The sequence below is a fragment of the Mariprofundus erugo genome (genome assembly GCF_005818865.1).
GTDB classification, from domain to species: Bacteria; Pseudomonadota; Zetaproteobacteria; order Mariprofundales; family Mariprofundaceae; genus Mariprofundus; species Mariprofundus erugo.
In genome coordinates this window covers 46,411-62,591 of the sequence record NZ_VBRY01000012.1, presented here as the reverse complement: position 1 = coordinate 62,591, position 16,181 = coordinate 46,411, and the positions used below count along the sequence as shown (strand labels likewise).

Sequence of the window (16,181 nt, the reverse complement as noted above, 5' to 3'; positions counted from 1 at the left end):
TTACTCCGGTCGTGGCTGTTGCACAATATCCGATCTGCTGAAGAGCGATGTTTCCGAGGCATGACACAAGCCGTCAAAGGTCAGCGGTTTGACCATGCCTGCTGCCCTGCTGAGGGAAAAAATATGCAGAGCATCCCACTCTGCGGGGAGCCCCCCCAAAACCGGTTGATTCAACTTCATCAACGACCTCCTGTTGTTGCGGAAGTATCACTATCCATGCAATGCTGATACTCCACTGCAGCTTCCACCCGGATCGGCATGGCGCTCTACAGTCGCTCAGCTTATAGCAAGGGCCATGCCTGCCAGGGCACAGGCGTGATGCTGATGTAAACATCCAAACAGTTTGCCACAGCAGGGGGCAACGGCTGTGGGCAACACAGTGATCAACAGCAATAAAAAGAAGTTGTCGTCATCCAGACGGATAACGGTTGGCTTAACCGGCCACCATGAAGAGAGCCCTGCATCAAATGGCGCGATAGCAATGTCTGCAAGAAAAAATATTCCGGGATTGAGGCGCATCGTGGTGACTATGCGACAAAAGCCCGGGGCATTTTTTTGGCTGCTATCCCTGCCCCGCAGTAGATTTGAGTGAAGTCCGACAGGCTCCTAGTTCAGACTGCCTGGCACCGCCAGCGTAAAAGCGGCAATCGGCACATCAAATACCTCACCATCATCAGGGCGCGACATCCGGTAACTGCCCTGCATACATCCAACCGGCGTCTCCAGTACACAAAAGCTGTGATAATAGAAGGCCTGACCGGCTGCGATCACGGGCTGTTGACCAACGACGCCGTCACCTTGCACCTCTTCCACCCGTCCATCCGCATCACTAATCTGCCAGTATCTCGATAACAGCTGCACCGAAACTGTGCCGGCGTTATAAATACTGACATGATAAATAAAAAGGTAACGCCGGTTTCCCGGATCGGAATGTACTTCGGCATATTCGGGTTTGACATGCACCTCGACCCGCACACCGGCTGACATGTTTTCAGACACCCTGCTCTCCCTTATGACACGATCGATTTCAGCATTGCCTGCAATGATTCCGGACGATAGGGCTTCTGCAGAAAGCCGGCCAGCCTCTGACCTGAAAAGGCAACCGTCGCCTCCTGTTCATTATAACCGCTGGAGAGAATCACCTTTACCTCACTGTTGATACGCCTGAGCTCGGTGAAGCAGCGCTTGCCATCCATCTTTGGCATGGTCATATCCAGCAATACAGCAACCACTTCATGTTGATGCTCACGATACACCCGGACACCATCCTCGCCATCCACAGCCTCCAGCGTATCAAAGCCCATATCCTCAATCACCATGGCTGCTGCCTCGCGTATCGCAGCTTCGTCATCCACAATCAAAACGGTACCACCCGGTTGGCGGGGCTCATCCGGCAACAACTGCGTTACCACCTCTTCCGCCTGTTGCCCCGATGCCGGCAACAACACCTTGAAGGAGCTGCCACGCCCTGGCTCCGAGTAAAGTTTGATGGCACCGCGATGACTGCGCACAATTCCCAGCACCGCACTCATGCCCAGCCCATGACCGGTAAATTTGGTAGTAAAAAACGGTTCAAATACGCGACTTTGCGTCTCCCTGTCCATACCACAACCGGTATCGCTGACCTCCATATACACATAACGCCCTTCCGGCAGCTGGTCATCCATACATGTCGTCAACAGATAGTCACGATCGACATGCATCACACCGGTGGAAATCGAAATGACACCGTTTTTTTCACCAATTGCATCTGCAGCATTGATCACCAGATTCATCGCCACCTGCTGCATCTGGGCAACATCCACCTCGACAGCGGGCAGATCATCCGCCAGGTGATATTTCAGAGTGACATTTTTCGCAATGGATACGGTCAGCAGTCGGGAGACCTCCTCCAGCATCACCGACAGGTTGATGGCCCTGATCACAAACTTGCCTTTCCCTGAATAAGCCAGCATCTGCCTGCAGAGATCAGCAGCCCGTTCACTGGAAACCACAATTTGACCGAGAAACTTTTGGGCTTCCTGAGGCTGACTCAACACCTTGCGTTCTGCCATGGCGGCATTACCCAGGATGGCTGTCAAAATATTGTTAAAGTCATGGGCAATACCACCGGCCAGTACACCGAGGGATTCAAGACGCTGGCTGTGCTCGATTTTTGTCTGCATATCGGCATGTTCCCGGGCGACCCTGTTTCTCTCGGTCACATCCTGGGCCAGCGTCAATACCGCCGGTGCACCTTCGTATTGCATCTGCAGGGAGCTGACTTCAACCTCGAAACACTCCTGTGCAGCATTCACATAACGCACAGCTACATGATCAAACAGCGCCCCTTCTTCCACCACAGCGCGCGTTCGCTCAAGAAAAGTAGCCCGATCCTGCGGATGAATATATTGTATAACCTCATCACCGAGCACCTCATCCAGTGATGATACACGCATGCGCCTGAGCACATACGGATTGGCATAAAGCAGGCGCCCGTTTCGGTGAACGAGGATACCGATATCGGCCAGCTCAATGAGCTTGCGCGTGTTGGCCTCGCTCTCGCTAAGCTCGATGGTTCGGCTGCTGACCTGACGTCTGAGCATCATAATATGCAAACCAAGCAGCAGAAATGCACCGGCTGCAGCCAGCGATCCGACCCACCACAGGTTGGCCCTGACCACCTCTCCCATCGTCGCGACAGGCTTGTAGAGAAACCCATCCAGCCGGTAATCCGGAGGCAACAGGCCCTGATCGCTATATACCCTGGCGATCCGCTGCCAGCGATATTCGTTCATATAACCGATATTGACCACGTTCTGCATAATCAGACTGGCCGATTCTGTCGCTTCAAACAGCAACTGGTCTCGTGACAGATGCTGCGTGTTGTATTTAAGCAGGATCAGATCAATCGTTTCATCCACATGCTCAAGTGCATCATTCCAGCCACGGGCGGTGGCCTGCATAAATGCTTTGACCCGATCGGGATGCTCATGCACCTCAGCATCGGAGGTAATGATGATATCACCATAAAAATCGATGCCCTGATCAATTGGCCGGAACAGACGGTAAGGCACATGCAAAAGCTGCAGCTGATGCGGCTGATCCGTCAGGTAGGCCGCAAATGCATCCGTACTGCCAGTGACAAGATCCTGAATATTGTAACTGATGTCCTGTCGCACATAATCCGCATGACCAATCCCTGCTTCTTTAAGCGCTGCGATAATATCGGAATTCTGATAGCCCGGCTGCAACATGATCCTTTTGCCACGAAGATCCGTTATGGTTTGAATGGCAGCAGTTTTTTTCACCAGCAGTACCAGCGGTGAGTGCTGGAAAATAGCCCCCAGCGCGACGATCGGCTTGCCGTGACTGCGCTCAACCAGAGCACCGGTACCCGTCACCCCATAGGCAGCCCTGTTCATGGCAACATGCTCAATGGAGGAGCGCCCCTGCCCCCCTTCAATCAACGTCACATCCAGACCGGCATCCCGGTAATATCCCTTTTCAAGCGCCATATAGAAGCCGGCAAACTGAAACTGATGCTTCCACTTCAGCTGCAGCGTGATCTTCTCACCGGCCGTTGCATTCATGGCGATCGCCACAACAAAAGATACCAGCCAGCCGGTCAGTCTGATTGCACGCGTCAACCCCACCTCCTTACAACAGCCTCATTCAGAAGGTCCACTTCAGCATCGCCTGCAATACACTGCTGTGTACCAGCCGATGACGATGAAATGCCCACTCGACTCCGACCTGCATCGCTGACCCGTTTTCACTGTTCTGACCATGACCCAAAAAGCGGACCGGATCAAACAATAACTGCGGCTGGCCATTCACTTCAACACCATTGTTATCGCTGCCATTGGCATCGATATAACCGTTTAACACCAGCAGATCCCGGTACAAAGGCAGGCTCCAGGCAGTGGTGACCTGCCAGGTCATGCGATTAAAGTTATCCTTGCGAGCATAGCCATCCACCTCGAAAAATTTAAACCCGGGCAGAATCAGGTTAATACCCAAACCAGCCATGTCCGCCTTGAACCCCTCGCCATCGCGATTGATCTGACCGGCGATAAACAGGTCACTGATGATACCAGCCTGCAGATCATGACCGGTCAGGGCAGAAAGGCTGAGGCGTGGATGCCATTCACCATACATGCGCGTCGTTTTGCCGGTCGGTCGGGCGGCAAAATCGACAAAGTTTCCTGATTTAAAATCGACAAAAAGAAAGTTATCGCCATAGGCCCAGGTACCAAAGTGTTCAACCGTGACGGTCGTCATGCCACCACCCGATGTATTGGAACCGTAATAGGGATCATGAAAATGATTACCATAAAGCAGCTGCACATTGGTACTCGAGAATTGTTCAGCCAGCAGTGGCTGACTTGCCAGACAACACAGCCAGAGACAGATGATCTGCCTCCACCAGCGGCCTGGAAAATGACCCGCCACCTGCACCAACCGGCGCACCCCTGCGCCATATCCGATGCTCATCCGCCCCGCCATATCAGCCCCCTGATCGAACCACTCGAGCCATGGTGTCCGGAGTCCCCAACAATCCGGACATATTCACCTTCAGCGATTTTCAGCAAGATAAGGGCCACTATCAGCGGATAAGTATATCCTCAACAGCAAACTGGATGGCATCCCCTCCCCGCCACTCATCACGCTGCAACTGCCCCAGCACAGAAATACTCAGTCCGACAGCCATGGCCTCGTCCATGGCACCTGCACCAAAAACAATACCATCAATCCGGTGATGGCCATCCGTCAACTTCAGGCGGCTCACGCCCCCCTTCAAATCACGCCGTTCGGCGATATGCATCCCCTCCAGCAGCCACTGCACCGGCGGATTGGCGCGTCCCAGTGGCTCAAAGCGCATCAGACGCTCGGCAAGGCCGATATGCATCGCTCCGGCGCCGAGTACACCGTCCACATGTTCGATCATATGATCTGTAGCGCTGGCTCCCTGTCTGGCGATAGCAGCGGCAAAGGCCGTGCGAAAATCATGCCAGCGATTCATTTTAACGGTGCCGCCACCGGCACCGGCATGCCCGCCGAATCCTTCCAGAAAATCACTGCACTGATTTAACAGCTCCCCAATATGAAAGCCCGAACGACCACGCAGGGAAACCCGGATATCACCCTCTGGCGTCACAAATCCGACAGCCGCCGGACGCCCGTGCTTGCGGGCCAGACGACCTGCTGCCAGACCGACCACGCCGGCATGCCAGCCTTCATCATAGATGGCCAGCACATCACTATCTTCAAGCTTTGCTTCCGCCTGCCTGAATACCTCCATCTCCACCTGCCGACGCTGCTTGTTGGTCGCATCCAGCTCTGCGGCCAACGCTGCGGCCTCCGCTGTATCTTCCGTCGACAGCATACGCATGGCAGCCTCACCATGCTGCATCCGCCCGGCTGCATTGATGCGGGGAGCAAGGTAAAATCCGATCGTTTCGACGGTGACGGCCTTCTTCACCCGGGCAACCTCCATCAGCGCGGCCATACCGACCGAAGGATGACTGTTCAATCGCTGCAAACCATGGAAGACCAGAATCCGGTTCACCCCGGTCAGATCCATCACATCAGCAACCGTGGCCACTGCCACCCGATCCAGCAAGGCGCGCAGATCAAAATCGGGCCGCCGTCCGCAATCGGCCAGTCGCTTCCATACCGCCATCAACAGAAAAAATGCCACACCGGTTCCACACAATACACGCCCGGCAAATCCGCAGTCGTGACGGGCCGGATTCAACAGGGCAAACGCCACCGGTAATGTCTCATCCGGCAGGTGGTGATCGGTGATAATCAGATCAAAACCGAGGCGGGTTGCTGCATCGCAGGCATCAAAACAGGTGGTGCCGGTATCCACACTGATACCCAGCCGGCAACCGGATTCGGCCACTCTGCAGACTGGTTCAACCCCGATACCATGACCATCATCAGCCCGGTGGGGAATGGAGAAGGTGACGTGCGCACCGGCTGCGCACAGTGCCGAAACAAGAATGGCCGTACCATTGACACCATCCGCATCAAAATCGCCGAATATGTGAATCGGCTCACCATCGATCAGCGCCGTCACCACCCGCCCGGCAGCACGCTTCATATCCTGCATGGCAAACGGATCAGGCAGATCGGCCAGTCGGGGGGAGAAAAAAGAATCGGACTCTGTCAGCCCGCGAGCATCAAGAAGGCCATACCAGGCATCGGCCGGGTCATTTGCATGCAGCGGTTTATTCCGCCATGCCAGTTGTCGCCCTTTTACCGTAAGCCTGTCGGCAGAAAAACTCATCGGCAGTGCAGGATCAGCGCATCATCGCAAGGAGTGAGCAGCCCCACTCCTACAGTAACCCGGCAATATGATTAAACAGCATCACCTCATCCTGCTCAAGGTCAGGCAACCAGGCATCATGGCCCCATGATGCCTTGCCAAATGCAGGCCACCACGATTTGGTCAAAAGCACCGCCTTGTTATCTCCTGCCAGCAGCAGATTGGCAGGCATTGATGCACCAGGCTGCAACAGCAAATCCAGCAGCGATGCCTCACTGATCATCAGCTTTGCATTCCGTCCATCCACCACCGACTGCAGGAACGGATTACGCGTCGCCACAGGCAACTGCCTGTGGGCAGGCGTCTGGGGTAACGATGAGCCACCCCACAACCATATACCGTTGATATCAGGCTCGTTACGCGCATGGCGCTCAAGCGAGGGGTGTTGAAACAGTAACATTTGAAGTTCGGAGAGCAGACGATCAAGCCTGCCACCATCCTCACCCTCGATCGGGGAGTTGGGGAGCTGATCACCGGATATCGCACCAAATCCGACAGGCCATGCATCCAGCGGATCGCGGCATGTCAGCAACATCGCAGCACCGATCGCATGCAGCTGCATATGCTCCTCGGCCAGTAGCGGGTTAAGCACGGCGGCAATGCGGCTGGCATCTTCAGCCGACCAGAGCAACTGCCCTTCCGGCAGCACCCGGACGGCATCACGCATCAACTGCGCATGATAGGGCGATGCCACCCAGCACTGGCGGGCCTCCGGTGCAATAGCTGTTGTACATCCTGCCAGCAACTGGGATGGCGGCACATCGAGTATGCTCGCATACCATGAGAGCGGATTTCGGTTGCTGCAACTGAACCACTGACGCCGGCGACCGGCGAACTTGTCCTGCCACGGCAGGACGGCGGGATGGCAGCGTACACCATCCCGCTCCTTCAGCAGCGCATCCGTGACGATCAGCAGTTCAGTAGCCACTCGAAAATCAGGACTCCAGTACCCTGCGTACCGATGACTCGTTGGCATCAATGGTGACAGGAGCCGGTACGTTCTGCATTGCTGTATCCGGATCCTTCAGCCCGTTACCGGTCAGGGTACAGACAATCTTCGCCCCCGGCGGGAAATAGCCAGCCTTGTTGAGCTTGATCACACCGGCAACAGAAGCTGCAGAGGCAGGCTCACAGAACACGCCCTCAAGACAGGCCAGCATATTATAGGCCTCGAGAATCTCCTCGTCGGTCACCGCATCAATACGCCCGCCGGACTCATCCCTCGCCGCTTCCGCCTGTTTCCAGGACGCCGGCTTGCCAATGCGAATCGCAGTGGCAATGGTCTCAGGGTTATCAATCGGGTGCCCCATCACGATAGGTGCCGAGCCGGCAGCCTGAAATCCGAGCATTTTTGGCAACGATTTGGAGATACGCTTGTCGTAATACTCCTTGTAGCCCATCCAGTAAGCGGTAATGTTACCGGCATTGCCGACTGGCAACGCATGAAAATCAGGTGCAAAGCCAAGCTCGTCGATAATCTCGAACGATGCAGTCTTCTGTCCCTGAATCCGGTAAGGGTTGACCGAGTTCACCAGAGAGATGGAGCCATCAGCCGAGATGGTCCGAACCAGTTCCAGCGCATCATCAAAGTTACCGCGAATCTGGATCACCTTGGCACCATAACGCATGCCCTGACTCAGCTTGCCCAGTGCAATCTTGCCATCCGGGATCAGCACAAACGCTTCCATGCCGCAGTTTGCTGCATAGGCGGCCGCAGAGGCGGAGGTATTACCGGTAGAGGCGCAAATCACCTTGCGTGAACCGGTATTATAGGCCTGGGTCACAGCCATGGTCATGCCGCGATCCTTGAATGATCCGGTCGGATTCAGTCCCTCGAACTTGAGAAAGATATTAAGTTCCGGATTAATGGCATTTCTCAGGTTCATCGACTCATGCAACGGCGTATCACCTTCGTAAAGCGTGATCACGGCGTCGTCCTTGCCGATGGGCAGGAAAGCCCGGTAGCGGTTTATAATCCCTTCATATCTTGGCATGTCTATTCCTTATACAACCGCTGATTCTTTACGCAGGATCAGGGCATCTTCTTGCACGGCATCAAGCGCGGTAATCCGACTGATAGCCGCCTGCATGTTTCCTTCTGTTGTTTCGTGGGTCAGCATCACAATCGGCACATTATGGCTGGCATGGCGCTCTTTTTGAATCAGCGCTTCCAGACTGATACGGTGATCGGCAAGAATGGATGTCACCGCTGCAATCACGCCCGGCTGATCCTGAACCATCAAACGGATATAATACTCACACAATGCATCCGCCATCGGCATCGTCGGCATTTCACGGCGGGAGGATTCTACAAAGCCCATCGGCGGTGCGAGATGGGTAATACCACCCGGGAAACCACTGGTGATATCCATAATATCGGCCACCACAGCAGAGGCCGTTGGCCGCTCACCCGCACCACGACCGAAGTACATGGTATGCTCAACAAAATCACCCGAAATCTGTACGGCATTGTACGAATCGGACACCTGAGCCATCTGCGATGAGAGTGATACCAGTGTCGGATGGACGCGCATTTCGACTGCATCAACCTGGCCATTTGCTCCGTGAGGCTTGGCGATACCGAGCAGTTTGATGCGGTAACCCATTTCATGGGCAGCCTGGATATCAGCAGCGGTAATACGGCTGATTCCCTCGGTAAAGACTTCTTCAAACCTGATCTTGGAACCAAACGCCATGGCCGCAAGGATCGACAGCTTCTGGGCTGTATCGATACCTTCGACATCGAAGGTCGGGTCGGCTTCGGCATAACCAAGTGCCTGTGCCTCTTTCAGCACATCCGCGTAATTGGCGCCCTCATTCTCCATCTTGGTCAGAATGAAGTTGCAGGTACCATTGAGAATGCCGTAAACAGAATCGATGGCGTTGGCAGCCAGCCCCTCACGCAAGGCTTTCATGCACGGGATACCGCCACCGACAGCAGCCTCAAAGCCTATCTGCAGCCCCTTTTCAGCTGCCAGCGGGAAAAGCTCCTCACCATGTTTGGCAATCAGCGCCTTGTTGGCGGTGACCACATGCTTGCCGCTCGCGAGTGCGGCAGCGACGAATGTACGCGCCGGCTCATATCCACCAATCAGCTCAACCACCAGATCAATATCATCTGCAGTGACAATCGCATTGGCATCATCGCAAAGACGGACACCGGTAAAATCAAGCCCGCGATCACGTGTCAGATCACGATCAGCCGCGGCAACCAGTGTCACCCGCTTGCCGAGTCGACGGCTGATCAACTCTTTCTGTTCAATCAGTATGCGCGCCACACCGGTGCCGATCGTACCAAGCCCGAGCAGCCCTACTCGCAATTCAACCATGTATAAACTCCAATTCTGTTAACCACAACGCGTCAAAAAAACGGTTAAGCGTTATACCGGTACCGGCACATGCGACTCAGGAGCCTGCATGCAGGAACTGACGCATGCCTCTCAAGGCCTGTCTGGTGCGGTGTTCATTTTCAATCAGGGCGATACGCACAAAGTGATCGCCGTAATCACCAAAGCCGATTCCAGGTGAAACTGCCACTCCCGCTTCAGAGAGCATCTTCTTGGAGAACTCCAGTGATCCCATATGTTTGAATTCATCCGGAATCTCTGCCCAGACAAACATCGTCGCTTTCGGCTTCTCGGCCATCCAGCCCATTTTATGCATGCCGTCGATCAGTACGTCACGGCGCTGCTGGTACATCATGCGGATTTCATCGACACAATCCTGCGGGCCGTTCAGAGCTGCGCAGGCAGCAATCTGCAGCGGCTGGAAGGTGCCGTAATCCAGGTATGATTTAATCTTGCCGAGTGCCGCAACAATCTCGCGATTACCGACCATGAAACCGATACGCCAGCCGGGCATATTATAGGTCTTGGACAACGAGTAGAATTCAACCGCCACATCTTTTGCACCGGGCACCTGCATAATCGACGGGCACTTGTAGCCGTCAAATGCGATCTCGGCATAGGCAATATCAGAAATCACAATCAGGTCATTCTCGCGGGCGAAATCGACCAGTTTGACATAAAAGTCGAGATCAACCACCTGCGCGGTCGGATTCGATGGAAAATTCACCACCAGAATCTTCGGACGTGGCCAGGAATCCTTCACTGCCTTTTCAACATCAGCAAAATAATCGCGATCCGGCCCCATCGGCACATGACGGATATCAGCACCGGCGATAATGAAACCATACGGGTGAATCGGATAGGCCGGATTCGGCGTCAGAATCAGATCGCCGGGTGAAGTGATGGCAACAGCAAGGTGAGCCAACCCCTCTTTGGAGCCGATGGTGGCAATAGCCTCGGTTTCAGGATCCAGATCAACATCAAACTTGGTTTTGTACCAGGCACAAATGGCACGGCGCAGACCCGGAATACCACGGGAAACCGAGTAACGGTGATTTCTCCCGTCCTGAACGGCCTCACACAGCTTATCCACAATATGCTGTGGTGTCGGCTGGTCTGGATTTCCCATGCCAAGATCGATGATGTCGTGACCCTGATGACGCAGGTCCATCTTCAGCTTGTTTACGACAGCAAACACATAGGGTGGCAATCGTTTGATCTTCTCAAATTCGCGCATGAATAAGGCATTTTCTCCGCTGGAAGCTAACCCGTTACAGGGTCGGTGAGACTACGAAGCAGGCTGATTCCGGTCAAGGAAGGCTTCATTCACCGGACTTTCAACCTCATAAAAAAAGGCCCGCCAGAGGCGGACCTTTTTTCTTCAGCCTGATCGTTAGGATCAGTGTTTTACATCTTTCCAGACTTCCACCTTCAGACGCCAGAGAACCAGCGACAGCAGGATCAGGAAGCCGACTACCCAGCAACCGATCACTCGGCGCTCGTTCTGGTGCGGATCAGAGATGAAGGCAAGGAATGCAGATACATCCTGCGCCTGTTTCTCAAGCTCTGCAGTCTCCGACTCATCATGACCAAGCCATGACAGCGGATCAGGCATCGCAATACGGTTACCCGGGAAATACTCGTTAAAGTTTCCGTCCGGTACCTTGCCAGCAGGATCATGCTCAAAGCCGGTCAGGATAGAGTAAACATAGTTTGCTCCACCACGACGGGCATTGGTGATAATGGACAGATCAGGTGGCACCTTGCCGTAGGAGACCTTGGCATCTTCAGGATTCAGATCACTGATCAGACCGTCGGTCAATGGATGCGAACCACGCAGCTCATCGACCTGTTCACGAGTCAGACCAATCTCCGGATAATCCATCAGACCTTTATATGTCACATACTTGGCTGAGTGGCAACCCATGCAGATGTTGGTGAATACGTCCAGACCACGACGAATCTGCGCCTGATCCGTGACATTAACCTCGGCGTGCTTAAGCGCAGGACCGTGGCCTTCATTGGCCACTGCCGCACCGGATGCGAGCAGAGAGACGGTGGCGGTGGCCGCCAGTACTAATTGCTTCAACTTCATTCGTCTTCTCCCTTAAATATGATCAGGCACAGGCTTGGTCTTTTCGAATTTCGGCAAGATCAAGAGTGCGAAGAAGAACAGGAAGTAGTAGGTCGTAGCAATCTGGCCAACCAGCTTCAGGGTAGGTGTCGGTGCGGAGTGGCCGCAATAGCCAAGTACGATGACACACACGAAGAAGAGGATCACCATCTGTTTGAAGACCGGGCGATAGCGGGCTGAACGCACCTTGCTGCGATCCAGGAACGGCAGCAGGAACAGAATAGCCAGCGAGGCACCCATCATCAGCACACCAAGCAGCTTGCTCTCAAATGAACGCAGAATGGTATACCATGGTGTCAGATACCAAACCGGAGCAATATGCGGAGGTGTCTGCAGATTGTTTGCAGGCACATAGTTATCCACTTCGATGAAGTAGCCACCCATCTGCGGGTTGAAGAAGATCACATAGCAGTAGAGGGTCAGGAAGATACCGACGCCGAACGCATCCTTGACGGTGTAGTACGGATGGAAGTTGATCCGCTCTGCATCGCTGTGTACATCGATACCTTCAGGGTTGTTGGAGTGAACCACATGCAGCGCATGTACGTGACCGCCAACAATGGCTGCCAGCAACAGCGGGAACAGGTAGTGCAGTGAGAAGAAGCGGTTCAGTGTCGGATCACCCACAGCAAAGCCACCACGCAGCAGCTGCTGCAGATACTCACCCAGTACCGGCAGCGCGCCGAACAGGTTGGTAATTACGGTTGCACCCCAGAAGGACATCTGTCCCCATGGCAGCAGATAACCGAAGAATGCCGCACCCTGCATAATCAGCAGAATGACCACACCGATAATCCACAGCAGCTCACGTGGCCCCTTGTAGGAACCGTAGTAGAGACCGCGGCCGATATGCATATAGACCACAACAAAGAATGCCGATGCACCCACTGCATGCATGTAGCGGATCAGCCAGCCGAAATTCACATCGCGCATGATGCGCTCCACCGAGTCAAACGCGACAGTGTAGCCGCCCATCGTCAATGCAGCACTTGGCTTGTAGTACATGGCAAGGAATACACCGGTCAGGATCTGCAGGACCAGCACAAGCAGAGCCAGTGAACCGAAGTTCCACATGTAGTTGAGATTCTTCGGAACCGGATACTCAGTCAGCTGTGATTTGATAATCGCTTCTGCACCGGTGCGCTCGTCTATCCAGGCGAACAGACGTGTTTTCATGATTTTATCTAACACTTTCCCCTCCCTGTGAATTAACCGATAACCACTTTGGTATCGGTGAGATATTTGTAAGGCATGACATGCAGATTATGTGGTGCAGGTGAACCATTGATCACGCGTGCCGAGATATCGTACAGCGAACCATGGCACGGGCAGTGCCAGCCACCTGGCCAATCTTCAGGAACGGACTCACCCCACTCCTTACGGCCTGCGGTTGGCTTGAACAGCGGAATACAGCCAAGATGGGTGCAGCTTGCCACCACAATCAGATACTCCGGCTTGATTGAACGATACTTGCGATTCTCCGGGGTCATCCATTCGGCAGTCACTGCCTCAATCGCCTCGGAATTAGGATCCTTGAGCATGGCATCATGGCCATCCACTTCTTTCAGGTATTCCTCTGTGCGGTTCACCACGAATACCGGTTTGCCCTGCCACTGGATTACTACCAGCTGCCCAGCTTCAACCGTCGCGACATCGAACTCAGTCTTGGCTGCCGCCAGCGTATCCGCCGCCGGAAACATACTTCCGATAAACGGAACCACTGTCGCACCTGCCGCAACTGCCCCCATGCCGCCAGCAGCGACATAGAGAAAATTACGACGGGACTGATCAGCTTGATCTGTCATGATTTCTCCTCCCTCAGTTTGAAAATAACAAGTGGCGATGACTAGCAGCAGCTTTACTGCTAGTCAAACGCCACTTGACCCTATTAATTCTGCGCGTTTACACCCAGTGCCCGCAACTCTGCGATCGCTGCCGCATAATCAGGTGTGTTGTAAACAGCAGAACCTGCCACCAGTGCATCTGCACCGGCACCAGCCACCTCTGCAATGGTCTTGACGTTCACGCCACCGTCAACTTCAAGCCACGCATCGCAACCGGCATCATCAAGCATCTTGCGCGCTTCACGAATCTTCGGAGTCACAGCATGGATATATGACTGCCCGCCGTATCCCGGGTTGACGCTCATCAGCAATACCAGATCGACACAGTGCAACACATGCTGAATGGTCGACACAGGGGTAGCAGGATTAAGACTGACACCCGCCTTCTTACCCAGCGAACGAATCAGCTGCAGGGTGCGCTCCAGATGGATGCATGCTTCCTGGTGTACCGTGATAATATCGGCACCGGCCCTGGCAAAAGCCTCAACCTGCGTATCCGGGTGATTCACCATCAGGTGCACGTCAATCGGCTTGTTGGTATAGCTGCGGATGGCTTTGCAGATGTTATCTCCGATGGTGATCGGAGGAACGAATGAACCATCCATCACATCAAAGTGAACCCAGTCGCATCCACCTTCATCAATCGCACGGATTTCCTCACCCAAACGGGCAAAATCCGCTGACAGAATGGATGGAGCAATGACAAGATCTTTCTTCATAGAGTAGTTACCCCTTATAATTTGGACTCGCATTTATAGCGGCGCCCCCCTCATTCGTCCAGCGTTGCAAGCCAGCGACTGAGCGCATCAATCTGGTCCGCCGTCAGCGGCCCTCCCTGTGCACGGGCAAATCCGGGCATATGACGACTACCCGTTCCGGCAGCAATCAGTGCAGCAAGCGCCCCGACATCCCTGAGACCAGCCAGCTTCGGAGCATAGGCCCCCTCTCCGCCCGCGCCATGACACATCAAGCAAACAGCCTGATAGATTGCCTGCCCATCCGATTTACCTGCAGCCGGGGCAAAATGGCAGGAGCCGCACTGGCCATCAAAGATCGAGCGCTTTGTGGCATCAAGATGCGGATTTGCCGTCACATTCAGCGTCACCCACGCGCGGCTGCGCCGTCCCTGGTCATCGGTCAGTTCAACCCATTTTTGCACATCGTCCTGCTTGGCAAAGGTATCGATCGTCAGCCGGATGCGGGTAAACCCTCCCGGCATCAGCAAGCGCTCCTCAGGCTCCGCCACCGTACAGCCGCACGAGGTCGTCACATCAACAATACTGGCCATCTGATCGCCGGCATTTCTGACACGCAGAAAGACCGTGGCCGAATCCCCTTCACGCGCCTCACCCGCATTCACATGATCCGGCTCGAACACCAGCTGCGATGCCGGCCGCACCGTTTCGCCAGCCGATGAACCTCCCGCATGGGCAGCCACCGGCTGATTGCCGACAGCAGGCGTACAGGCCGTCAGCAACAACATCAACATGACAATCAGCGGCATGCCAGCCACCCGGCCAGAGCTTCCGGCACCCTGACATCACCTTGCATCATCGCCTGCAAATGCGGTGGCTCACACTCGAGCAGCGACTCAATCGCCCCCACCGTATCGGCATCGTTAAAATCCGCCTGCAGCAACCGTGCAAGCCATGCATCCAGCTCCAGCATCCCCTGTCTGTTCAAACGGTAGCGAAGCCTGCGCACCCTGAGTTCCGATTCATTCATGCCCTACAGCCTACGAGACAGCCACAAAGCCTCAAGCACTTTCACCCTGCGTCTCCCGGTGCGCCGCCACCACCCGTCAATGCAACACACACGGACAGGACCGTTATGATTTACGGGCCAGAATCTTTCGCTTGATATTGTCGATGGCAGCCGTCGGATTCAGCTCCTTCGGACAGGCCTCCATGCAGTTCATAATCTGATGACAGCGATATAACCGGAACGCATCTTCGAGCTGATCCAGGCGCTCTCCCATCGCCTCATCACGGGAGTCGACAATCCAGCGGTTTGCCTGCAACAGGGCCGCAGGCCCCAGAAAGCGATCCCCGTTCCACCACCATGAAGGACATGCCGTGGTACAGCAGCCACACAGAATACACTCATACTGACCATCCAGAGCGGCGCGATCCTCAGGACTCTGCAAGCGCTCATGCTCAGGCAGCGGCGTAGTCGCCTTCATCCATGGCTGTATCTGCCGGTACTGATCAAAGAAGTGGTCCATATCCACCACCAGATCACGGATCACATGCATTCCCGGCAGCGGCCGCACATGCACCGGCTGTTTGAGCCCGGCAATGGGAGTGATACAGGCCAGTCCATTGACACCATTGATATTCAGCCCGTCGGAACCACAAACCCCTTCAGCACACGAACGACGATAGGTCAGCGTACCATCAAGCTCCCACTTGATGTAATTCAGTGCATCAAGCAACTTCATACCGGGCCTGAGGAACGGCACCTCATAGCTTTGCATCGAGGGCTTGCTGCCTGTCTCCGGATCGTAACGGAATACGGAAAGCCTGATCACATCTACCATC

16 protein-coding genes are annotated in these 16,181 nt (G+C 54.6%); all 16 read right to left on the bottom strand.

The features are described 5' to 3' along the window. Entirely contained in the window at positions 1-180 is a 180-nt protein-coding gene (locus FEF65_RS11755) for a hypothetical protein (RefSeq protein WP_138240016.1), read from the bottom strand. Positions 181-606: 426 nt separating this feature from the next. Beyond that, the gene (gene apaG / locus FEF65_RS11750) at positions 607-987 is read right to left on the bottom strand and encodes a Co2+/Mg2+ efflux protein ApaG (RefSeq protein ID WP_138240044.1); all 381 of its coding nucleotides are present in this window, start codon (positions 985-987) and stop codon (positions 607-609) included. Positions 988-1,010: 23 nt separating this feature from the next. Beyond that, the gene (locus FEF65_RS11745) at positions 1,011-3,629 is read right to left on the bottom strand and encodes an ABC transporter substrate-binding protein (RefSeq protein WP_138240015.1); all 2,619 of its coding nucleotides are present in this window, start codon (positions 3,627-3,629) and stop codon (positions 1,011-1,013) included. Positions 3,630-3,654: 25 nt separating this feature from the next. After that, on the bottom strand, positions 3,655-4,476 hold the full coding sequence (locus FEF65_RS11740) for an outer membrane protein OmpK (protein ID WP_161595241.1): 822 nt from the start codon (positions 4,474-4,476) through the stop codon (positions 3,655-3,657). A 112-nt stretch (positions 4,477-4,588) separates the two neighbouring features. Further along, positions 4,589-6,277, bottom strand: a complete 1,689-nt coding sequence (recJ, locus tag FEF65_RS11735) for a single-stranded-DNA-specific exonuclease RecJ (RefSeq protein ID WP_138240013.1) — start codon at positions 6,275-6,277, stop codon at positions 4,589-4,591. Positions 6,278-6,326: 49 nt separating this feature from the next. Next, complete coding sequence (locus tag FEF65_RS11730; RefSeq protein WP_138240012.1) at positions 6,327-7,244, bottom strand: threonine synthase; 918 nt, start codon at positions 7,242-7,244, stop codon at positions 6,327-6,329. Positions 7,245-7,251: 7 nt separating this feature from the next. Next, positions 7,252-8,310: a threonine synthase gene (gene thrC / locus FEF65_RS11725; protein WP_138240011.1), complete on the bottom strand. Its 1,059-nt coding sequence runs from the start codon at positions 8,308-8,310 to the stop codon at positions 7,252-7,254. Positions 8,311-8,319: 9 nt separating this feature from the next. Beyond that, the gene (locus tag FEF65_RS11720) at positions 8,320-9,645 is read right to left on the bottom strand and encodes a homoserine dehydrogenase (protein WP_138240010.1); all 1,326 of its coding nucleotides are present in this window, start codon (positions 9,643-9,645) and stop codon (positions 8,320-8,322) included. Positions 9,646-9,721: 76 nt separating this feature from the next. Then, positions 9,722-10,900 (bottom strand): alanine transaminase, encoded by a 1,179-nt coding sequence (gene alaC, locus FEF65_RS11715; RefSeq protein ID WP_138240009.1) that lies wholly within the window; start codon positions 10,898-10,900, stop codon positions 9,722-9,724. A 162-nt stretch (positions 10,901-11,062) separates the two neighbouring features. Continuing rightward, the gene (locus FEF65_RS11710; RefSeq protein WP_138240008.1) at positions 11,063-11,758 is read right to left on the bottom strand and encodes a cytochrome c1; all 696 of its coding nucleotides are present in this window, start codon (positions 11,756-11,758) and stop codon (positions 11,063-11,065) included. 12 nt (positions 11,759-11,770) lie between these two features. Next, the gene (locus tag FEF65_RS11705; protein WP_138240043.1) at positions 11,771-12,973 is read right to left on the bottom strand and encodes a cytochrome b; all 1,203 of its coding nucleotides are present in this window, start codon (positions 12,971-12,973) and stop codon (positions 11,771-11,773) included. 32 nt (positions 12,974-13,005) lie between these two features. Then, positions 13,006-13,602 carry a ubiquinol-cytochrome c reductase iron-sulfur subunit gene (gene petA / locus FEF65_RS11700; protein WP_170304448.1) on the bottom strand — a complete coding sequence of 199 codons (597 nt, stop codon included), beginning with the start codon at positions 13,600-13,602 and terminating at the stop codon, positions 13,006-13,008. A gap of 83 nt (positions 13,603-13,685) precedes the next feature. Then, complete coding sequence (gene rpe / locus FEF65_RS11695; protein WP_138240006.1) at positions 13,686-14,360, bottom strand: ribulose-phosphate 3-epimerase; 675 nt, start codon at positions 14,358-14,360, stop codon at positions 13,686-13,688. Between the two features lie 50 nt (positions 14,361-14,410). Next, positions 14,411-15,145, bottom strand: a complete 735-nt coding sequence (locus tag FEF65_RS11690; RefSeq protein WP_138240005.1) for a DUF1573 domain-containing protein — start codon at positions 15,143-15,145, stop codon at positions 14,411-14,413. After that, positions 15,136-15,366 (bottom strand): succinate dehydrogenase assembly factor 2, encoded by a 231-nt coding sequence (locus FEF65_RS11685; protein ID WP_138240004.1) that lies wholly within the window; start codon positions 15,364-15,366, stop codon positions 15,136-15,138. Before FEF65_RS11685 ends, FEF65_RS11690 begins: the two co-directional genes overlap by 10 nt. A gap of 103 nt (positions 15,367-15,469) precedes the next feature. Beyond that, a complete protein-coding gene (locus FEF65_RS11680; protein WP_138240003.1) occupies positions 15,470-16,180 on the bottom strand; it encodes a succinate dehydrogenase iron-sulfur subunit in 711 nt (236 codons plus the stop codon). Position 16,181: the final 1 nt, after the last annotated feature.